We start from the raw sequence: 19,762 nt of genomic DNA, 5'->3' as shown, positions 1-19,762 counted from the left end.
ACTGGAGTGTTCACACACGACCCATATAAACGGAAGCGTGTGATTTCCGCTTTTCAGGGTGCGAGAGAACATCCTCTGGTACTATCCTTTTCGAGGTATCGATAGCAGCGGCCTGATTGCGAGTGGCGCTCCGGACAGCGTTAATACTGTCAGTCAAAAACCCGTTCATCTCGTTTCTCAATGAATCGACTGCTGTCTTGGGTTCTGTGACGGAGACTGTTCACGTACTTCTGACCGACAGTATAAGTTATTCCTGTTTCGAGTATTTGAACTCCAGTCACTAACCGCCTGTTCGACGTACTAAGCGCATAGTTCAGCAATCAGCGCTCCGACATCCGATGGCGGTGTAAAGAATCGTGTCGTTGATGGATTTACTCCGCTGCTCGGTATGAGATTGGGCTTCATTCGAGCCGAATCAGCTTTCTCGAACACGTCAAAATCAGTCTCCGGTTGGACATCGCTGTCCGAACACCCTCGAAGATTTCGCTCAACAGATCGATGTCTACGTCGATTTCGAACTGATCAGCAAGGTCCACTTCTCGAAATTGACCACGCCGCCGCCCTGCCCAAGTAGTCACCGGACTGGCGACCGCTGTCCGTGAGCATCCCTTCCTGTACCATCCTGCTACAAAATTGAGTGAAGGAGACGGTTCCGTCATGGAGATTCGATCTCGAAGCGTGTCTTGCGGACTTCGAAACGATTCGGGACCTCAACCCAGCGACGCTGCTTTATATTCATTTCGAGCCGCATTCGTCACCGGAGGCGCTCCTTGCTGGGTACGAAGAAGTCCTCACGGGTTGGGTGGCAACAGTCGAAACGAAACGGGAAGAACTTGGCGTCGATGACGCCATAGTTGAACATTTCGTCAACGAGACTGAGATGGACGACGTCTGGGGCAGGGAGATGATCCGTCCGGTGGCTGCGGTAGACGTTCGCGGTGTTTTAGATTACCTCGACGAACAAGGCGAGTGACACGAATTGCCTGTCAGTTTCGCACTGCACAGCCACCGGCATCGAAGGGTGATTTGCTCGAAATCATAGTTATCATTCATAATCGTTTCACGCCATCCAGTAGTATATCAAACTCGCTTTCGTTGATGAGTGGTTTTATTATAAAAATTAATTAAAATATGTATTTGTAGAATACACACAATCGATAGGGGTAAATGGGGTGAGCAGCGACAGTCTCGATAGGCGTTGGCTATTCGCCACCGAGTGGTTCGCCACGATGCGTAATCTTCGTCGCCGGGAGATTGGCCCGATCGGCGTGTTCACGTACAGCATTCTCATCTTCTGCTTGATAATGACAAAATGTTCCGGCAACCCGTCCTTCGTCGTCGGTGAGGACTTCTGAATCGACCCATCGAATTCCAACATCTTCGCCGCGGAGCTCTTCGAGCGCCGTGCCCGATTGGGTCGCTGCCTCATCAAGTTCTTCTCTCGTGATGGTTCCATCCAGTTCGCGCAGGATCAGGAAATCCTGCAGATCATCATCGGTCATCCTTGTACATCTAATCACGTGGTGAGTCAACATAATACTTTGCTCTGTTGATCGACAGACAGCGAAGGGGTGGGGTGGTTGAATACATCTCTTGGCGTTTCTTTCTGCTGATTCGGCGTGACACACGATGCAGAAACCTGGCTTTGCGGTTGGGGTAGAACTGCTAAATTCAGTAGAGATCGATGAATGAATCGGCGTATCGCTGGCAATGCCTCTCAGACCACTGATGGAGAAAGAGCGGGCGGCGGCGTTAGCCGACCGCCGCGAGAGGTTATGTACGATGCATTTCCGAGCCAGCTCACGAAACTGCCCGTGCCGCGTCCTCGTGTGCAGACTCTCCCCGTCATCAGCCTTCAGCATCGAAAAGACGGTTCCGCTCATTGACCGTTGATTGTAGAGGTCATCATCGATCCGGGCGTTGTGAGCCTTCTGCAACGAGGATTGCTCACAATGCTTGATTACTGGGCGCGTAGCTTCGTTACGGTACTTCTCACGCAGATCACGCCATGAATACATCTTGTCTGCGAGGAGTTCCCGCAGGTCTCCGTCGTTCCGCTGGAAGACCTGCAACCCGATATGCCAATCATAGGCCCTCTTCGTCGTGAAATGGACATCCATGATCGCCAGCGAGTCCGTATCAACAAGAATCGTAGTCTTCGTCGCCTGAAACGAGTAACCCGCCCGCTTGCGGTAGTAATGACTCGCCCGTCCACGTTGGAAGCCGCTGGCATCGATTGCTCCAGTTCCCGAGAAGTCAGCCTGCTCCGCCATTCTGCGGAGCGTCCGCATCGAGATCGCTTCTCCCACTCGCAGAACGAGGTGAAACCCGGCGACATCTCTAGTCCGAACACGTCGAGAATCCCAGGGCATCTCGTTGAGATAATCTTCAAGACGGCGGAGCGGTTTTCCGATGTCTTCGCGGAGGAGCAGTAACGCGATTTTGTCCACTCAGTGTGTTCGCTGTCGCCGACGAAGACGGCGACGGCAGGAGCATCTGGACTCTCCGCGTGTTCTTTGACAACTTCTCGATACTTCTTCGCACGTTGTCGTAACCGCTCCATACCGCAAGAGGGCGTCCAATTCCCCCGAAATCAGCGATAAAATCGCCAGAAAGAACCGAAGATCAACAGAGCAAAACAAGATAAGAACGCTGCCATTGACCGCGAGTTTCTCTCCATCGTGTGCCGTTCGATCTCGATTCAAGACTCGAATCGATTGGAACGGTGGCCGTCACCAGTCGTTCCGGATTCGATTTCGCTGAGCGCTCGTTCGAAATGATCGCGCGTCAATTCGATGGTTTCAGGGCTGACCGTCGCTCCGTCGGCCGTCGCCAACCGAACGAATTCACGGACGGCAATGCTCGCGGCTTCCCGACAAACAGCTTCAATATCGGCTCCGACGTATCCATCAGTTTGACTCGCAAACGTATCGAGGTCAATATCGTCACCCAACGGTCTGTCGCGTGCGTGAATGGCGAATATCTCGCGGCGGGCAGTCGCGTCGGGTGTGCCAACGTGGATGTACCGGTCAAGACGACCCGGACGAGCGAGTGCATCGTCAATGAGGTCTGGTCGGTTCGTCGCTGCGATGACGACTACATCCTCTAACGGTTCGAGTCCATCAAGTTCGATCAACAATTGTGAGACGACACGCTCGCTCACGCCCGCATCACTCATGTCCCGACCACGTTCGCCCGCAATCGCGTCGATTTCATCGAAGAATACCACTGTTGGCGCGTTCTCACGTGCCTTTGAGAACACCTCGCGGACACCGCGTTCAGACTCTCCGACATATCTGTCGAGCAGTTCAGGTCCCTTTATCGAGATGAAGTTCGACTGGGCTTCGCTGGCGACCGCTTTTGCGAGCAGTGTCTTACCGGTGCCGGGTGGTCCGTAAAGGAGTACGCCCGTTGCTGGGGTCACGTTCGCCCGCTCGAACGCTTCTGGATACGCAAGCGGCCACTGAATCGTCTGTTGAAGTTGCTCTTTGGCCGCACCGAGACCACCGATGTCCTCCCACGACACATTGGGGATCTCGACGAACACCTCGCGCAACGCCGAGGGTTCGATCCCTTTCAGCGCCTGTGTGAAATCAGTTGCAGTGACGGAGAGTGACGCAAGCACCTCGGCGTCAATCGTTTCGCTGTCGAAGTCGAGGTCCGGCCGAACTCGTCGCAGTGTATGCATTGCGCTCTCTTTCGTGAGATTTTCGATATCGGCACCGACGAATCCATGCGAATGTTCAGCACACGCTTCGAGATCGAGGTCGTCGGCAAGCGGCATACCGCGAGTATGTATGCGAAGAATTTCCTCGCGTCCATTCTCGTTCGGGACGCCGATTTCGATTTCGCGGCCGAACCGTCCGGGGCGGCGGAGCGCGGGGTCGATAGCATTCACTCGATTGGTCGTTCCGATGACGGCGACTCGTCCACGTTCGTCCAGTCCATCCATGAGTGAGAGCAACTGGGCGACGATTCGTCGCTCGACCTCGCCAGTAGTGTCTTCGCGCTTTGGAGCAATCGAATCGAGTTCGTCGATGAGGACGATTCCCGGTTCGTTTTCCGCTGCCTCGTCGAACACGTCTCGGAGGTGTTCTTCGCTCTCTCCATAGTATTTCGACACAACCTCCGGGCCGGAAATGGTCTCGAAATATGCGTTAGTCTCACTGGCAATGGCGCGTGCCATCAGCGTCTTGCCAGTACCGGGCGGGCCGTGGAGAAGCACGCCGTTCGGTGGATTGATGCCGAGAGCACGGAAGAGTTCGGGATGATTCAGCGGTAGCTCGACCATCTCGCGCACCTGTGCGAGCTCATCGGTGAGACCACCGATATCCTCGTATGTGGTGGTCAGTGACTCCACCGCCCTGATTTCCTCAGAGAGTTCTTCGGTAGCTGATTCCGAATCCATTTCCCGTATTGCAGTGGATTTACACTCGGGACAGCCGACGGCTCCGAAGGATGGAGTCGATACGTCGCCACGCGGGAACGTCGTGGCGCAGTCGGTGCAGACCATCGTCGTTCGCTGCTTCGATGTGGTCGATATTTCCGGGTCGGCTCGCGGGAGACGGCCGAATTGAGTCCGTTCTTCGCCGTTCGGAATGTGCGTCTCTGGGTTCAACGTGGAGCTATCAACGGCTTTGATGTCGGTGATTCCACATACTGGACACGAGAGTGTACCGAAAGCGGGCGTCGTCGCTTCACTGCGGAGAAACGTCGCGTTACACTCCGTACATTCCATCATCGTCGCTGCCCCCTGTTCAACGTTTCTCGACTCTTGGTGCAATACGACGGGAAACCGAATCCACTGACGTACCCGTGCCAGTAGTTGAGTATATTGCTACCCAACCATCGGTATTGTTCGCCCGTCCGGGTGATCGTAACTGGGTGTTTCAGTTGAACGAATTCAACCATGCCACTTGGTTCTTCGAGTACTAACTTCGTACCGAGGACGGTTTCGTGGAAGCCATTACTCCACATTGGTATCGACCTTATAGTGACGTTCGTCGCTCAAGCCTGTAAACCTAGTCATGGGTATCGCCTTAGATCAAAATTTGACGTCAGGAAGATACATTTACTATATAACAAACAAAAAATAACTCCCAAACCCCTGGTTTTTGCCAAGAGCTATGCATGACGAACCGATCTATCTTCAGTTCTGAGGTTTGAAAAATGCGGAAGTAGGATTAAGTATCGTGGTTGTCTAAACGACTATAGTCCGTCAATGGATACCCGTGAATTTCTCGTACTTACTGATGAGGATGGGCGACTCGTCTGGCGGTTATCCATCGGACTCGGCAACGATACTGCCCGTGTGCTCGCGTATCTGTTACGCCGCAGGGAGACCGAGCATTTCGCTAGCGAACCAGCCACACGGCTTGCCGTCCGTATCGGAACGTCGCTGAACCGCGAAGCTACTGCCGAAGCACTGACGACCCTCGAAGAACGAGACCTCATCGCGGCGACTACCGTCCAAAATGGGGCTCGTGGGCGGCCGCCGAAGGCATGGTACGCTCCCGAGAACATCGAAACAACGATCTGTCGGGTTGATGAGGCGCACGCAGCGGCGCTTCTCAAGCAGGCACGGATCGTCGCCGTCGCACTCGGCTCCGAACATCATACAGAGACTGCGACAAACGACGAGACTTCTCCACCCAGTCGGATTCATCTCGAATTGAACTGGCTCCGAAATCCGATCCATGCCCCGTTTTTCCTCGCAGAGTCGTCCGGCAGCTACGAGGAGCGAGGTATTGACGTCGCTATTTCACATCGTCAAGGATCAGGACGAGCGCTCGATAGCCTTACAACAGGGTCAGCAGATGTGGCGCTCGCGGGTGCGGCCACGACAGTTCGAGCGCGGCAGGCCGGTCAGCCGATTCTCCCAATTGCGTTACTGTTCCAGCGTGCGATGGGGGTTCTCTACACGACACGAGACACATTCGCTGGACAGTTTGAAAGCGCAGCGCAACTACAGGGTCGCCGTGTCGGGATGTCGTCTACATCTGAAACGGGACTGCTTGGCCGACTGTTTCTCTCACAGGCCGGAGTACTCGACGACGTAACGGTCGTGGACATCACCGGCGAAGAGCAGGCAGCGCTCTGTTCGGGGCGTGCAGCTGTCGTAGCGGGGTCGTTTGCCGACCCACGACAGTTAGCAACCGAAGGATGGACTGTCGATTCGTTGCTCGTGGCCGATCAGTTCCCGATGTACGGGCCTGCACTCGTGACCACTGAGCAAACACTCCGCGAACGACAGTCAGAACTGGAATGCTTCCTTGCCGGAACGGTCGCAGGTTGGGCTGAGGCAACCGAGTGCCCTGAAGCCGCCGTCAGCGTAGTTGAGAAAGACGAACTAACCGACGAACAAAGAGTCCGCGAACGCCGAACATTCGAGTGTGCCGTCGAGAAATTCGCTACTGGGAGTGAAGTCGAGAAACACGGCTGGGGATGGCAGCGAGCGACGGGCTGGGAGCGACTTATGACGGCGCTTGACCGGACCGACCTCTTGGCTGAGTCGTCGTAACGTTATCCAACACTCAGACCGTCACGTCCTTGTGGTTCCTCGAATTCGATCTCGATTTCGAGTTCTTTCTCGCGGTGAGACGTGAACTCGACTTCGATCTCGATTGGTTCGCGGAACTCGAAGGGTATCTTCCAGTCGTCGCTCGAAACGGTGAGTTCGGATCCTGACTCGATCTGGTCGGCGAGTTCGTGGAGGAAGGTTGCAGTCGATTCGCGTGAGAGGTGGACTTCGCGCTCGAAGTAGCCATCGGTGATCACCGTCGGGTCGTTCGCCGTGTCGTTCGGTAGGTTGGCCATGCATACGACTGAGGTGTTCACACACACATAAGGGTACGCACTACAAACGTTCTTAGGGGATCGGCTGCAGTACTGCCCATGTCGTTGTTCGATGTGCTGGGAAGCAAGCCGCGACTCAAAATCATCTGTGAACTCGCTTCCGAACCCCGGTACGTCACGGAACTCACAGAACGGGTCGGCATGGACGGCAAAAGCGCGGTCCATCACCTCTCAACCCTCGAAGACGCCGGATTGGTCGAGAGCTACGAGACGAGCCGGCGGAAATACTATCGGCTCGTCAAAAGCGTCGAACTCCGGGCAACGCCCGAAGACCGAACGTTCGTCCTGCACGCTCGAGAAGCGGAACCGAACGACGACGAAAGCGAACGCTGACGATTGCGTGTAGAGTTTTTCACTGTACCGCACTATCTATCCACAAAGGTATATGATACCATACCCGAATGTTTCGGTCGATGTCCAGACGAAAACTCCTCGTCCTCTTGTTCGTCGCATTGCTCGCCGTCTCGCTCGTCGTTACTCCCGCCCTCGCACAGGAGGGAGGCGAGGGTGGCGAAGGTGATGAAGGAGGTGCCTCCGGTATCACGTCGATATTTATCTTCATCTCCGGCGCGGCGTTGCTGATCTACAGCGCCGAGAAGTTGATCGGCTACCTCGTCGGAGCGGCGAGCGGCTTGAACGTCTCGGTGTTTTTGCTCGCCATCGTCTTCACGGGCATCGAGTTCGACGACATCTTCCTTGGGGTCGCGCTGAACCTCGAAGGACTCGGTGGCGTTGCGCTCGGCATCGTGTTCGGGACCGCGCTCTCGCTCACCGGCGTGACGCTCGCGCTCGCCGCCATCCTCACGCCGACCGAGGTGAACATTCCGCGCGATTACATCGCCATCTTCGCCGTCGCGCCGCTCGTCATGATCGCGTTCACGCTGACCGCGCCACTCGGCACCATCGACGGCGTGGTCCTCCTCGGACTGTTCGTCCTGTTCATCGCCTACGTCGCCGTCCGGGAGTTCAGGAGCGACACGCCGGTGTTCCGGGATGCAGAAATGTTCGACGAGACGGCAGAGGCGGATGGTGGAAGGGAACTGACGGATGGCGGGACCGAATCCTTCGCCGCCGAGATGCCGTTCGCCGAGGCGCGCGAGCTGCCCGGCTGGGCCGGTCTCGGGCTAGCGATCCTCGCCCTCGCCGGTCTCATCATCGGAGCCGCAACCACGGGCATCGGAACCGAAGGCATTCTTCAGGCCTACGGACTCGAAGGTACCCTGTTCGGTGCGACCATCGCAACCGCCGTCCTGACCATCGAGGACATCTTTTTGACTGTCGAACCCGTCCGCAAGGGTGCGCCCGAGATCGGGGTCGGCAACGTCATCGGCAGCGTCGTCTTTTCGGTTACTGGGAAGCTCGGTGTCATCCTGCTGGCGGGCGGTATCGTCGTGGGTGCGAACGTGCTCACGTGGCATCTCCCGGCGCTCATCGTCCTGACCGCCGTCGCCGCGTACTTCATCTACACGGGAAAACTGAAACCGTGGCACGGCTACACGCTGCTCGGTCTCTACATCGCCTATTGGGTGATTAGTTTCGCCGTGTTTGGGACTGTGCCGGTCGAGCTGTAGCGACCGCGGCAGTCTCGCTTTCGATTCGGAGATGAACAGGAATGGAAACTCCCGACCCACGGGCGACGCCGAAACCAGCGGCGTGCTGGCGAACCGTTATCGGATGTGTAGCTCGTTTTCGTCGCCGTCCTCTTGGAAGCCCGTGAATTCGATTTCGAGTTCGGCTTCGAGCGACCCATCCCCCGCGGGTTCGACCTCGTACTCTATTTCGATCGGCTCTTCGTAGGTAAACGGAATTTCCCAGTCGTCGCCCGCCATCGTGAGGTCCGTTCCCGCTTCGAGTTGGTCGGCGAGTTCGTGGAGGAAGGTCGCGGTCGCCTCGCGGTCGGCACGCACCTGCTCCTCGAAGCTTTCGCCCCTGACCGTTTCCGGATCGTCGCTCTCGCTGGGCAGTCGAGCCATGCTCGCACGTATGGCGTACTCACGGAAAGGTCCTTGCTCAACAGTCCCGTCGGCGTCGCGCTCGCTCACTGCGCGTGGACGGCCTTGTCGTAGTCGTGGAACGGTTCGTTTCGCTCCTTCCAGAGGATGTCGATAGCGGCGGTCGCGCCGTGGCCCACGGAAATAGCAGCCTGAATCTTCGGCATCCGGACCGCCTCGCCGACTGCGTAGGCGTTCTCGACCGTGGTCTCGCAGTCCACATCGACCGCGACGGTGTCGTACTTTCCGAGTTCACACCCGAGTTCGGCGGCGAGGTCACACGGATACCCCGACGCGAGGACGACGTAGGGCGCGTCGTACCCGCCCTCGTCGGTCGTGACCCGAAACCCCGCGTCGGTTCGTTCGACGGCGGATACCGCCTCGCCCTGCCGGCGGTCCGCGCCGTGGTCGTCGACCTGCTCGCGGGCGACCGCCATGAACTCATCGCCCATGACGTTCTCGACCCCAAGGTAGTTGCGCAACCGCGCCTTGTTCATCGCGGTGTCGTCGGTGTCGAACACTATCGTATGCAGTCCGTTCTTCGCGGTGAGCAGCGCGGCGGAGAGTCCAGCGGGACCGCCGCCGACGATTGCAACGTCGATTTCGGTCATTAGCTATCGCCTACTACACGGGCAGATAAATATCTCGCCCCCCGCTCACGGGACCGCAATCGTTGTCGAACAAACGTCACAGCAGGTAGTTTGCGCCCCAGTACGCGACGTAGATCCCCAACAGAACGACCCCATCTACGCGGCCGACACGCCCGCGCCAGAAAATGATCCCCACCACCAACAGCGCCGCGATGAAAAATGGGAAATGAACGGCGAGAACCGTCCCTGCCGTCGGAATCGGTCGGACCAGTGCGATCACGCCGGCGTTCGCGGTCACGAAAAACAGCATACTCCCGACGACGTTCCCGATACCGATGTCCGGACGGCCCTCGCGGACGGGTCCCACAGTGAGAAACAGCTCCTCCAGCGAGGAGATGAGCCCCACCACCGTCGCGCCGAAGGCGGTCCCCGCGATACCGAAGACGGCGATGAGGTCCCTCGCACCCATCACCGCGGCCTGTGAGCCGACCGCCATACCGAGAGAGGCGACCACGAGCACGCCAAGTTTGTAGTAACCGCCGTAGCGCGCCGCGAATCGCTCGCGCAACGTGGCGTCCGCCGGTGGTTCCCGACTGCCGTCGGTCATCGCGTCCGAGTCGTCCTCGTCTTCGAGCGCCCCCTCAACCTCCTCGGCGGCGAGATACCGCGTTTCCCGGTTCCGTTCGAGGGCGTAAATCGCACCGAAGGCGGGCACGAACGCGAACGTCAGGACCGCGCCGTCGAACTGCGAAAGGGTTCCGTCGAGTGCGAGCACGACGAGGAGCACCGGCGACCCCACGATGAGCAGGAGATACGAGTGGGGAACCTCGGTTTCGAAAGGCGTGAGCAGACCCGCAAGCCCGACTGCGACGGTGAGCACGAACAGCGCCTCCCCGAAGACGGTACCGATGGCGAGACCGGACAACCCCTCGAAAATCGCCGCGAGACCGATAACCGCGTTCTCCACGTCGGCCCCCGCGAGGACTGCCGTCAAGAAAAACGCCGAGACACCGAACGTGAGCGCGGTCTCGGCGGCGGTTTCGATGAACGTCTCGACGCTTACGAGAACGACCGCGAGACCGCCGAGAAAGAGTGCAATGGCGACCAGTTCCGGTGAAATTCCGAACGGCATTACTACCACTGGCACAGCGATACAGTTATTGATAGAGGGTGGCCGTCCCGACGACTACCGGCCGATCAGTCCGGCGTATCCGCCGATGCACTCCGCATCACCGTCGAGAAATTCGTTGATCCAGACCGAATCCGGGTCGATTCCCCCATTAAGCAGATCGGTCCGTGAGAGCGTGTCGCCCAACGTCCGCCACCGCTCTCCGTCGTGGTTGCCCCAGCCGAATTCCCGAACATGATCGGTGAACTGGAGACGCTCGGCGGCGGTCTCGAACTTCACCCGTTCGATCTCTCGATCCCGTTCGAGGGTTGCATTGCGCGCGACGAGCGCGTCGATAGCACTTCGAGGATCGTTCGTCGCCGCCGCCCATCCGCGTGCGGTCGCTCTGAGGAACGCCTTCACTGTGTCGGGTTCCTCTTCGGCGAACGCCGGATTCGTGACGAGCGTCATCCCGTAGATCCCGAGGTGGTCACCGATGGGCAACTCGTCGGCCGTCCTGTCGTACTCGCGTTCGAGTTCGATGCCGTTGGTGACGACGCCGACGGCGGCGTCGATCTCGCCATCGAGGAGTTTGTGGCCGACCCGGTGGTGGGTGTATTCGTCCACCGGAAGCAACTCGACTTCATCGCGAATGCCGGCATCCTCCAACAACTGGGCCGTGAGAATCCGGGTTTTGGTCGCCGACGGACCGACCGTCTTGCCGACCAACTGTTCTGGCCGTTCGAACGGTTCGCCGAAAACATCTCTCAGAGTATAGACCGCCGCCGGCGTTTTCTGGGTCACAGCGGCCACCGCGAGCGGGTCGAGACCTTCACTTTGTACCGAAAGCACTGCACTCGCGCCCGCGAGACCGAAGTCTGCCCGACCTCTCGCGGTTTCTTCGGCGGCGAACGGCGAGCCGTGACCCTCCACGAATCGCACATCGACGTTCTCCTCGTCGTAGAACCCGCGCTCGCGCGCGAGGAAGTACGGCGATTGGAAGCCGTTGGGTTCCCAGTTGAGTTGGAACGTGACCTCGGTCATGGTTCGAGTCGGAAGGTGCCTTCGGGAATCTCCTTGACGCCGAGCGCTTCGGCTCCGGCAACGTCGAGCAGGGACGTGAACAGGTGTTCCATCCCCTCAATGGTCTCCTTGTCCCACTCTCGGACGACCATGTCCCGCCAGCCATCCCGGACCGCGCGCACGATTTCCGGGTCGTCGTAGGTCATCAACGCCGCGCCAATCTCCTCCCAAATTTCGTCGTCAGTCACGAGTCTGTCAACCGCATCCCGATATGCGGCGTTGTATCGTCTGACTGTTTCCGGCGATGATTCGAGAAACTGTTCACTGGTGAGAAACGTCGAGATCGGGAGTCTATTGCTGGTCCCCGAGAGTCGCTGGACGAGTTCGGACACCGGAAGCACCTCGCGGTACGGGCCGGTTTCGGTGATCTCCGGGACGATGGGCCAGAATTGGAGTACGGCATCGACCTCGTCTCCATGAATCATCTCGGTCAGCCGGACCTTCGAGCCAGCCTCCACCGGCGTCGCTTCGTCATCGGGGTCGAAGTCGTGGAACTCCCGGCACGCCGCGCGGGTCAGAATCCAGTTCTTGTCGAGCCGCCGGACCACCCCGATGCGACGGTCCGGCAGGTCTTCCAACCCATCTATGTCGGTATCTTCTGGCGCGACCAGTCCGCCGACGGTTCGGCCGTAGGGATGGATGGCGACGATTTCGGCTCCGTCGCTTCGTTCGCGTGCCGTTGAGATGTAGTCGATGTCGATGAGGTCCGCTTCTCCATCCTGAAGTCGCGCTTCAACGGTCTCCATACCGCCTTCAAGCGCGTCCGAGACCAACTGCACATCGAGGTGGAAGTCGTGCTCGCGGTCGAGTCCGAAGCGTTTGATGGTGTAGAGCATATACCGCGGACTGCCGTTGTGCTCAAATCGGGCGCGCATGACAGGCAACTCACCCGGTTCGTCGTGAAGGTCGTCGAGCGCGGCCTGCTGTGATTCGATGCTCATATTCACTTCACCGGGGCGACGATGGCGTCGATGTCGGCGTCGCCATCGATGAGTTCTCGTCTTTTCATCCAGTCAAGGTGACGGTCGAGATCGTCGCGGTCTGCGAGGTCTGGTACTTCGTACCGCGGTACGTCGATGTCGGCTCTGAGTTCGTCCATGTCCACGTCTTCGAACAAGTCAGGGGCGACCCCGGCGTCGTCTTCAGCTGTGAGCATATCGAGGTATGCCTCGCGGTAGTTCTCCGGGTTTTCATTGACATCTTCGACCGCACGAGCGTAGGCGGCCATGAAGACGTCGAGCGCCTCCTCGCTGAGTCCGTCCGCGCCGACGACGCCCATGTGATTTTCGAACTCCATGACCGACCGAAAGCCGAGGTGTTCTGCGAGCGTGCTCTGTGGTTCGAGCAGTGTTACGGCATCAACCTCGCCGTCACGTAGTGCCCGGAGCCGGTCAGTCGGCATTCCGTGATGAGCGAGTTCGACTTCGTCTGACTCCATGTGGTCTTCGAGTGCCTTGATGGCGGTGTATTCCTGTCCCGTGCGGCGGTTAACTCCTACTGGAACGCCCGCGAGGTCTTCTGGACGGCGGATATCGCTATCCGGTCTGACGAATACGGAGTAGGGCTGGTCGGCGAACGTCCCGCGCGCGACGATTTTCCCGTCATTCATGTCCCAAGTCCGCTTTAGACTTTCCCACTTACAGACGGGGTACAGGTCAACCTCGTAGTCTCCTGTCAGGGTATCTTCTGCCGGTATGTACTTCCAGTCCACGTCTTCGCGGTCGCGCTCGACCAACTCGATGTCGAGACCGTCCTCGGCGAAGTAGCCCTGCTCACTCGCTACCCGCTGAGGCAGCATGAACGAAAAGGGGAGGTGGAACAGCCTGATAGTGTCATCAGTACCCATGAAAAATGATAACAATCCGTTTGCTTATAAACATACCGACTGAACCTTTATGTACTATCAGCGAGTGTGCTTGTGGTGACGGAGTATGGATCGAGTTACCGAGACACAACGGGAGCCGGAGGAGGTCGCCGAGGGTGTGCATCTGACCGATCTCACTGCGGGAGAGATGATGTCCATGAAGCACTGGCGTGTCGAGCCTGGCGAAATCCTTCCGGCCCACCGTCACCACAACGAACAGATTGGCTACGTCATCAAAGGCACCCTGATAGCAGTAGTCGAGGGCGAGGAGTACGAGTTAGCACCCGGCGACTCCTATATGTTCCCGAGCGACGAGCATCACGGAGCGGAGAACCGCGGCGACGAACCCGCTGTCGGTGTCGGTATTCTCAGTCCACCCCGTGGCGAGCCACGGTGGGGAACGAAAGCGAAAGCTAGAGAGTTAGAATCTGCTAAAACTGACGACTGAGACTGCGCGCGCAATCGAATTAGCAGTCGCGTCGGGCATCCTCAACCGCGCGCCAGACTGTCTCGCTGGTGAGTGGCATATCGAGGTTGGTCACGCCGAGTGGGGATAGAGCGTCCACGACCGCGTTGACGACCGCCGGCGGTGCGGCGATTGCACCTGCTTCGCCGACGCCCTTCGCGCCTAGCGGGTTGTTCGGCGACGGTGTAATTCGGTACCCCCATTCGACGGATGGAATGTGCTCGGCTTTTGGCACAGTGTAATCCTGAAACGATCCCGTAAGGAGGTTGCCGGTGTCGTCGTATTCGGCTCCCTCGTAGAGTGCCTGTCCGACGCCCTGCGCGACGCCGCCGATGATTTGCCCCTCGACCAGTTTCGGGTTGATCTGCGTACCGACATCATCCATTGCGACGTACCGGCAGACCGTGATTTCACCCGAATCCGGTTCGACCTCAACCACCGCGACGTGCGTTCCGAACGGGTACGTTTCCCCATCGGGCGTGAAAAACGTCGTCTCCTCCAAACCGGGTTCGACGCCCTCTGGGACTTCGCCAGCGTAGGCCGCTCGTGCGACCTTCTGTATTGTAACCGAACGCTCGGGTGCGCCAGCTACCCGAAACTCGCCATCAACGAAATTGAGGTCCGCCGAGGCGGCCTCCAACTGGCCGGCCGCAATTTTTCGACCTTTCTCGACCAGTTTCTCCGCTCCGTCACGGAGCGCGTTGCCACCCATTGTAAGGCTCCGGCTTCCCACCGTGCCGCCACCCTCGGGTACGCGGTCGGTGTCGCCCTCTACGATTTCCACGTCGTCGTAGTCCACACCAAGAGTCTCCGCGACGACCTGTGCGAAACTCGTCGCATGGCCCTGTCCGGTGTCCTGTGTGCCAGTCATCGCAACTACCTCGCCCGAGGGATTCATTCTGACCAATCCACCCTCGATGACGCTTGGACCGACACCACAAGCCTCGACGTAATTCGACAGGCCAATACCCAAATATCTCCCTTTTTCACAGAGTTCCTCTTGACGCTCGCGCAAATTGTTGTAGTCAACGCGGTCGAGCGCCGCGTCGAGCGTTTTTTCGTAGTCGCCGCTGTCGTAGGTGTGGCCGAGCGGCGTCTTGTAGGGAAATTCATCGGATTGAATCGTATTCCGCCGCCGGAATTCCGCCGGGTCCATGTCCATTTCGCGCGCCGCCGCGTTGGCGAGGCGTTCGATCGCATAACACGCCTCAGGACGGCCTGCACCACGATATGCGGACAGCGGTGCGGTATTCGTGAAGACTCCCGTGACCACGACGTGCGCAGTCGAAACGTCGTACTGGCCAGTGAGCATCCGGCCATAGGCTACCGATGGGACGAACGACCCGGCGTAGGTCAGGTAGCCCCCAACATTCGCGACCGTGCGCGCGCGAATTGCCTGCATTAGCCCCTCACTGTCGAGTGCCGCTTCGATGGTGGTGTGGTGATGCCGACCGTGGACCATCGAGGCGAGGTCCTCGGTTCTGGTGGCCTGCCACTTGACTGGGCGCTCTAGCTGCATCGCACACCACGCTGCAAGAACGTGGCCAGTGTAGGGCTGAAGTTTCGCGCCGAATCCGCCGCCGACATCCGGTACTCGCACCGTGATTCGGTTGGTCGGTATTCCGAGAGAACACGAGAGGTCTCGCCGAGTCGCGTGTGGGTTCTGTGAGGACATCTCCACGATTAGCTCGTCGTCGCGGTACTGTGCGACTGCGGCGCGTGGCTCCATCGCGGTCGGAATCACGCGGTTGTTCACGAGATCAACCGCTACGGTGTGGGCGGCTTCCTCGAATGCCTCGTCGGTCGTTCGCTCGTCACCCACTTCCCATTCGAAGGCTGTGTTGTTGGGTGCTTCCTCATGGACCGTCGGTGCGTTGTCGAGGGCGTTTGTAGGACCGACCGCCGCATCGAGTCGGTTGTATTCGACTGCTATCAAGTCAAGAGCGTCGCGGGCGGCGTCACGCTCGGTGGCGACCACTCCCGCAATCGGCTGGCCTTGATAACGAACCGTCTCGCTCGCGAGTATCGGGTGTTCGACCGAAACCCCGTAATCGGGTTCGTCAGCCGGCAGTAGTCCCTCGATGCCTGATTCCACGAGGTCGTCGTGAGTATAGACCGCGAGAACCTTCTCATGATTCTCGGCCGCGCTCGTGTCGATGTTCTCGATTTGCGCATGGGCGTACTGGCTCCGGTAGATGGCGAGATAGATTGTATGGGGGTGCTGGATGTCGTCGGTGTAGCGTGCTTCGCCTGTGAGCAGGCGCGGGTCCTCACGGCGCTGGACAGACGTGCCGACGAGTTCCCCAGGAGTCTCGTCGGCGCTTGTCGTCCCGATGGGCACGGTTATCTTCCCTTCCGGTGGTCGGTCTGGTGGTCGGCTTGACACTGTGAGGAGCGTGGAATCGGTCGTGTCCCGGTTTGATGTCGGTTCACGTATCACATATAGTTAAACAGGACCAAAAATCTCCCGGCGATATGTCCCATCCGCAGTTCGGCCGTCGCGCGGTGGGATTTTCGCCAACGTATTTGTAGCTTGCACGTACATCGTTGGCATGGACGCCATTGACCACATCAACGTTGATGTCGATAACCTCGAATTGTGTTACGAGTTTTACCGCGATGTGCTCGCGCTCGACTTGCTTCGCCCACCCGGGGATTTTCAGGGCGATCACGCGATGTTCGAGGCGGGAGACACTGTCGTTACACTGGCCGAGACGGGCCGTGCCGAGGAATGGACGGACCTCGACCATCCGCTCGATAAGGCTCATATTGCTTTCGCGACGAATCGAGAGGACTACGAAGCGCTCGTTGACAGACTCGATGGACAGTTTCCGAAACAGGGACCCTACGACTGGGGCGACTTTGAGGGCTTCTACTTCCTCGACCCGGACGGCAATCTTTTGGAGGTCATCACCTACGACCCGCTTCCCGATGGGATGGAGCGAGATCTCTTAGACCACGATTCGATTGACGAGTGATGATGGATGACTGAACACGAACCACTTCCCGTCCGTGGAGCAGCGAAATCGCACTCCTCTGTGGCGACGAAAACGAGTTACGGCAGTGTACAGAGTTTTACTGCGAGACACTTGGATTTCCGCTCGTGACCGCATGGGAGTACAGAGAGGACTCGAACTACGGCAGAACAATCGAGAATCTCAACGAGGTACGTCTAGACGACATCAAGGGCACTCACGAAATCTGGATGAAGGCCGGAACGACGTTGCTCGGTCTCTGGTTGCCGCGCAACCAACCCGAGAACGCAGCACGCCCGCCCTCGGAATGGACGGACGTGTGGGACGAGGGCGGCGAACACGTCCACTACGCATTCGAAGTGCGTGAGGCGGAGTTCGGACGATTTGTAGATGAACTGAACCGACGAGGCGTCGATTTCAAGTCCGTTACCCACGACGAATACGGCGGCGCACAGTCTGTCTTCACCACGGATCCGGCGGGTCACGTCCTCGAATTCACTCAGGAGCGTCTACGGACGGAAGTCGAAGCGGAAATGCCGGACCCTCAGTGGGAATGATTGTTTCGTGCCTCAGCCGAACTGAGCATCACTGCCGCCGACTCTAGTGGATTCGACTTCCGAAAGTGCGCGCTCGAAGTGGTCCAGTGTGAGGTCGATGGTCGCCACGTCGGCTGCTGTTCCCTCATTCGTGGAGCGAACGTACTCTCTCACTGCGGCCGTCGAAGCCTCACGACACACCGCTTCGATGTCCGCACCGACGTACCCCTCAGTTCGTTCCGAGAGATCCGCGAGGTCAACGTCGTCGGCAAGCGGCTTCTCTCGGGTGTGAACATCGAATATCTCACGTCTGGCCTCCTTGTCTGGGGTGGAGACGTGCATGTGTCTATCGAGTCGTCCCGGCCGAACCAGCGCATCGTCGATGAGGTCCGGGCGATTCGTCGCCGCAACCACAACGACATTCTCTAAGTCTTCTAATCCATCGAGTTCCGTCAATAACTGTGAGACGACCCGTTCGCCCACTCCGGCGTCGCCCGTTCCCTCACCACGCTCGCCCGCCATCGCGTCGATTTCGTCGAAGAAGATGACAGTGGGAGCGTTCTCTCTGGCTTTCGCAAACACCTCGCGGACGCCTTTTTCACTTTCGCCGACGTATTTGTCGAGGAGTTCGGGTCCCTTGATGGAGATAAAGTTCGACTGGGCTTCGTTGGCGACTGCCTTCGCCAGCAAGGTCTTCCCCGTGCCGGGCGGCCCGTGAAGGAGAACGCCCTTCGCGGGACGCAGGTCCACGCGCTCGAACGCATTGGGATAAGCGAGCGGCCACTGGATGGTCTCTCGGAGACGTTCTTTGGTGGTTTCGAGACCGCCCACGTCCTCCCACGACACGTCGGGAACCTCCACGAACACCTCTCGGAGTGCCGACGGTTCGATGCCCGTCAGTGCCTCCTTGACATCGGCGTCGGTTACGAAAAGCGAGTCGAGTAGTTCGGTATCGACTACCTCTGAGCTGGAATCGAATTCGGGGCGAACCCGCCGAATCGCACACATCGCGCTCTCTTTCACGAGGTTTTCGATGTCGGCTCCCACGAATCCATGCGTGTTCTCGGCGTAGGTGTCGAGGTCGATATCATCTGAGAGTGGCATGCCACGGGTGTGTATCGACAGGATTTCCTTTCTTCCCTCGCCATCCGGGACGCCGATTTCGAGTTCCCTATCGAACCGTCCGGGCCGGCGGAGCGCGGGGTCAATGACGTCTAGCCGATTCGTGGTACCGATGACGATGACCTGCCCCCGCTCCGCTAAGCCGTCAAGCAACCCGAGGAGTTGGGCGACGATACGACGTTCGACATCGTTTGCGTCCTCGCGTTTGGGTACGATGGCGTCTACATCGTCAATGAAGACCACCGAGGGTGCGTTCGCTTCCGCCTCCTTGAAAATTTCCCTGAGTCGTTCTTCGGTCTCTCCGTACTGCGTCGAGGTGAGTTCCGGGCCGGAAATCGTCGCGAAAAACGCATCGACCTCGCTCGAGATAGCCTTCGTGACGAGCGTTTTTCCCGTGCCTGGCAGCCCATGCAAGAGCAGCCCTCTCGGCGGGTCGATATTCAACTTCCGAAACAGTTCGGGATAGCGCATCGGGAGTTCGACCATCTCTCTCACTTGGGCAAGTTCGTCGTCCAGCCCCCCGATGTCCTCGTAAGTAACGGCGAGCGCATCCTCAGTGGTGATCACGGGTCCCTCGACGGCTTCCTCCGAAACCATGACGTCGGTCCATTCCTGTATGGCGACTGTCCCAGATGGCTGCGTTTCGATGACTTTCACAGGAATGCGTTGGGCCGTCCCACCCGAGACTGACTCAAATCCGGGCGCAATCGGAAGCGTCTGCCCGTCGGTGACGACCCGGTCGGTGAGATAGTCTCGGACGTACAGACCGGGGGTGTCGGACACAGTGGACTCCACCGGTAGAGCAATCGTTACTCGTTCTGCGGATTCGACGTCGGCCATCTCGATAGTCACGGTGTCGTCGATGCCGACGCCGACTGTTTGCCGGAGCGCACCATCGAGGCGGATGATCGTACGGCCCGCTTCTTCTGCCGGGCCGGGACGAATCCGTACGACTGCGCTGTCATCGTGTCCGTTGACCCGAGCGTAGTCATCGTCTTCGAGATTCAGTTCACTCATCGCTTCGCGGTCGACCACCGCTATCTCACTGTCCGCGTCGGGGATCACAATCGGTTTGACGGTCAATTCCATCGGTTCGGTAGTACACTATCCTCCTCGCGCGACACTAATCAACTTCGTGGTGGTATTGATTTCGTCGTGACACCGGTTGCCCG

General features: G+C 58.6%; 17 protein-coding genes and 1 pseudogene. 7 read left to right on the top strand and 11 right to left on the bottom strand.

Going from position 1 to position 19,762, the window contains the following annotated elements; translation table 11 throughout:
- Nucleotides 1–637 precede the first annotated feature (637 nt).
- Nucleotides 638–973, top strand: coding sequence for a hypothetical protein (locus MUK72_RS16455; RefSeq protein ID WP_244706297.1), 336 nt, complete (start codon nt 638–640; stop codon nt 971–973).
- A gap of 229 nt (nt 974–1,202) precedes the next feature.
- On the opposite strand, the gene MUK72_RS20475 is transcribed toward MUK72_RS16455, so the two are convergent.
- A complete protein-coding gene (locus tag MUK72_RS20475; protein WP_425311103.1) occupies nt 1,203–2,450 on the bottom strand; it encodes an IS5 family transposase in 1,248 nt (415 codons plus the stop codon).
- A 251-nt stretch (nt 2,451–2,701) separates the two neighbouring features.
- A pseudogene (locus tag MUK72_RS16440) lies at nt 2,702–4,348 on the bottom strand (CDC48 family AAA ATPase); the annotation flags it as partial.
- Nucleotides 4,349–5,221: 873 nt separating this feature from the next.
- Between MUK72_RS16440 and MUK72_RS16435 the strand changes: the two are divergent.
- The gene (locus MUK72_RS16435; RefSeq protein ID WP_244706295.1) at nt 5,222–6,520 is read left to right on the top strand and encodes an ABC transporter substrate-binding protein; all 1,299 of its coding nucleotides are present in this window, start codon (nt 5,222–5,224) and stop codon (nt 6,518–6,520) included.
- A 2-nt stretch (nt 6,521–6,522) separates the two neighbouring features.
- On the opposite strand, the gene MUK72_RS16430 is transcribed toward MUK72_RS16435, so the two are convergent.
- Nucleotides 6,523–6,816, bottom strand: coding sequence for an amphi-Trp domain-containing protein (locus tag MUK72_RS16430; protein WP_244706293.1), 294 nt, complete (start codon nt 6,814–6,816; stop codon nt 6,523–6,525).
- A gap of 78 nt (nt 6,817–6,894) precedes the next feature.
- Between MUK72_RS16430 and MUK72_RS16425 the strand changes: the two genes are divergently transcribed.
- Both MUK72_RS16425 and MUK72_RS16420 read left to right on the top strand, forming a co-directional pair.
- A complete protein-coding gene (locus MUK72_RS16425) occupies nt 6,895–7,188 on the top strand; it encodes an ArsR/SmtB family transcription factor (protein WP_244706291.1) in 294 nt (97 codons plus the stop codon).
- A gap of 80 nt (nt 7,189–7,268) precedes the next feature.
- The gene (locus MUK72_RS16420) at nt 7,269–8,426 is read left to right on the top strand and encodes a sodium:calcium antiporter (protein WP_342346248.1); all 1,158 of its coding nucleotides are present in this window, start codon (nt 7,269–7,271) and stop codon (nt 8,424–8,426) included.
- A 96-nt stretch (nt 8,427–8,522) separates the two neighbouring features.
- On the opposite strand, the gene MUK72_RS16415 is transcribed toward MUK72_RS16420, so the two are convergent.
- The 6 genes from MUK72_RS16415 to MUK72_RS16390 all read right to left on the bottom strand — a co-directional run bounded on the left by MUK72_RS16415 (nt 8,523) and on the right by MUK72_RS16390 (nt 13,473).
- Nucleotides 8,523–8,828: an amphi-Trp domain-containing protein gene (locus MUK72_RS16415; protein ID WP_244706289.1), complete on the bottom strand. Its 306-nt coding sequence runs from the start codon at nt 8,826–8,828 to the stop codon at nt 8,523–8,525.
- Between the two features lie 65 nt (nt 8,829–8,893).
- Complete coding sequence (locus tag MUK72_RS16410) at nt 8,894–9,457, bottom strand: NAD(P)/FAD-dependent oxidoreductase (RefSeq protein ID WP_244706287.1); 564 nt, start codon at nt 9,455–9,457, stop codon at nt 8,894–8,896.
- Between the two features lie 76 nt (nt 9,458–9,533).
- Complete coding sequence (locus MUK72_RS16405) at nt 9,534–10,568, bottom strand: sodium:calcium antiporter (protein ID WP_244706285.1); 1,035 nt, start codon at nt 10,566–10,568, stop codon at nt 9,534–9,536.
- A gap of 54 nt (nt 10,569–10,622) precedes the next feature.
- Nucleotides 10,623–11,588 (bottom strand): ABC transporter substrate-binding protein, encoded by a 966-nt coding sequence (locus MUK72_RS16400; RefSeq protein ID WP_244706282.1) that lies wholly within the window; start codon nt 11,586–11,588, stop codon nt 10,623–10,625.
- On the bottom strand, nt 11,585–12,568 hold the full coding sequence (locus tag MUK72_RS16395) for an ABC transporter substrate-binding protein (RefSeq protein ID WP_244706280.1): 984 nt from the start codon (nt 12,566–12,568) through the stop codon (nt 11,585–11,587). The genes MUK72_RS16400 and MUK72_RS16395 overlap by 4 nt, the downstream gene beginning before the upstream one ends.
- 2 nt (nt 12,569–12,570) lie before the next feature.
- Nucleotides 12,571–13,473 carry an ABC transporter substrate-binding protein gene (locus MUK72_RS16390; protein ID WP_244706278.1) on the bottom strand — a complete coding sequence of 301 codons (903 nt, stop codon included), beginning with the start codon at nt 13,471–13,473 and terminating at the stop codon, nt 12,571–12,573.
- Nucleotides 13,474–13,558: 85 nt separating this feature from the next.
- Here MUK72_RS16390 and MUK72_RS16385 point away from each other — a divergent pair, with 85 nt between their 5' ends.
- The gene (locus tag MUK72_RS16385) at nt 13,559–13,939 is read left to right on the top strand and encodes a cupin domain-containing protein (RefSeq protein WP_244706276.1); all 381 of its coding nucleotides are present in this window, start codon (nt 13,559–13,561) and stop codon (nt 13,937–13,939) included.
- 19 nt (nt 13,940–13,958) lie between these two features.
- Here MUK72_RS16385 and MUK72_RS16380 read toward each other — a convergent pair whose 3' ends face one another.
- A complete protein-coding gene (locus MUK72_RS16380) occupies nt 13,959–16,298 on the bottom strand; it encodes a xanthine dehydrogenase family protein molybdopterin-binding subunit (protein ID WP_244706274.1) in 2,340 nt (779 codons plus the stop codon).
- Nucleotides 16,299–16,509: 211 nt separating this feature from the next.
- On the opposite strand from MUK72_RS16380, the gene MUK72_RS16375 reads away from it, so the two are divergent.
- On the top strand, nt 16,510–16,935 hold the full coding sequence (locus MUK72_RS16375) for a VOC family protein (protein WP_244706272.1): 426 nt from the start codon (nt 16,510–16,512) through the stop codon (nt 16,933–16,935).
- 125 nt (nt 16,936–17,060) lie between these two features.
- The gene (locus MUK72_RS16370) at nt 17,061–17,489 is read left to right on the top strand and encodes a VOC family protein (protein ID WP_244706270.1); all 429 of its coding nucleotides are present in this window, start codon (nt 17,061–17,063) and stop codon (nt 17,487–17,489) included.
- A gap of 12 nt (nt 17,490–17,501) precedes the next feature.
- On the opposite strand, the gene MUK72_RS16365 is transcribed toward MUK72_RS16370, so the two are convergent.
- Nucleotides 17,502–19,679: a CDC48 family AAA ATPase gene (locus MUK72_RS16365; RefSeq protein WP_244706268.1), complete on the bottom strand. Its 2,178-nt coding sequence runs from the start codon at nt 19,677–19,679 to the stop codon at nt 17,502–17,504.
- Nucleotides 19,680–19,762: the final 83 nt, after the last annotated feature.

It is taken from the genome of Halococcus dombrowskii (assembly GCF_022870485.1).
GTDB classification, from domain to species: domain Archaea; phylum Halobacteriota; class Halobacteria; order Halobacteriales; family Halococcaceae; genus Halococcus; species Halococcus morrhuae.
The sequence above is the reverse complement of the archived record's forward strand: the minus strand, read 5'-3'. Positions and strand labels throughout refer to the sequence as shown.

Coding starts and splice junctions, on each gene's coding strand:
- MUK72_RS16435 (WP_244706295.1), top strand. CDS start 5,222: ATGGATACCCGTGAATTTCTCGTACTTACTGATGAGGATGGGCGACTC.
- MUK72_RS16430 (WP_244706293.1), bottom strand. CDS start 6,816: ATGGCCAACCTACCGAACGACACGGCGAACGACCCGACGGTGATCACC.
- MUK72_RS16425 (WP_244706291.1), top strand. CDS start 6,895: ATGTCGTTGTTCGATGTGCTGGGAAGCAAGCCGCGACTCAAAATCATC.
- MUK72_RS16420 (WP_342346248.1), top strand. CDS start 7,269: ATGTCCAGACGAAAACTCCTCGTCCTCTTGTTCGTCGCATTGCTCGCC.
- MUK72_RS16415 (WP_244706289.1), bottom strand. CDS start 8,828: ATGGCTCGACTGCCCAGCGAGAGCGACGATCCGGAAACGGTCAGGGGC.
- MUK72_RS16410 (WP_244706287.1), bottom strand. CDS start 9,457: ATGACCGAAATCGACGTTGCAATCGTCGGCGGCGGTCCCGCTGGACTC.
- MUK72_RS16405 (WP_244706285.1), bottom strand. CDS start 10,568: ATGCCGTTCGGAATTTCACCGGAACTGGTCGCCATTGCACTCTTTCTC.
- MUK72_RS16400 (WP_244706282.1), bottom strand. CDS start 11,588: ATGACCGAGGTCACGTTCCAACTCAACTGGGAACCCAACGGCTTCCAA.
- MUK72_RS16395 (WP_244706280.1), bottom strand. CDS start 12,568: ATGAGCATCGAATCACAGCAGGCCGCGCTCGACGACCTTCACGACGAA.
- MUK72_RS16390 (WP_244706278.1), bottom strand. CDS start 13,473: ATGGGTACTGATGACACTATCAGGCTGTTCCACCTCCCCTTTTCGTTC.
- MUK72_RS16385 (WP_244706276.1), top strand. CDS start 13,559: ATGGATCGAGTTACCGAGACACAACGGGAGCCGGAGGAGGTCGCCGAG.
- MUK72_RS16375 (WP_244706272.1), top strand. CDS start 16,510: ATGGACGCCATTGACCACATCAACGTTGATGTCGATAACCTCGAATTG.
- MUK72_RS16365 (WP_244706268.1), bottom strand. CDS start 19,679: ATGGAATTGACCGTCAAACCGATTGTGATCCCCGACGCGGACAGTGAG.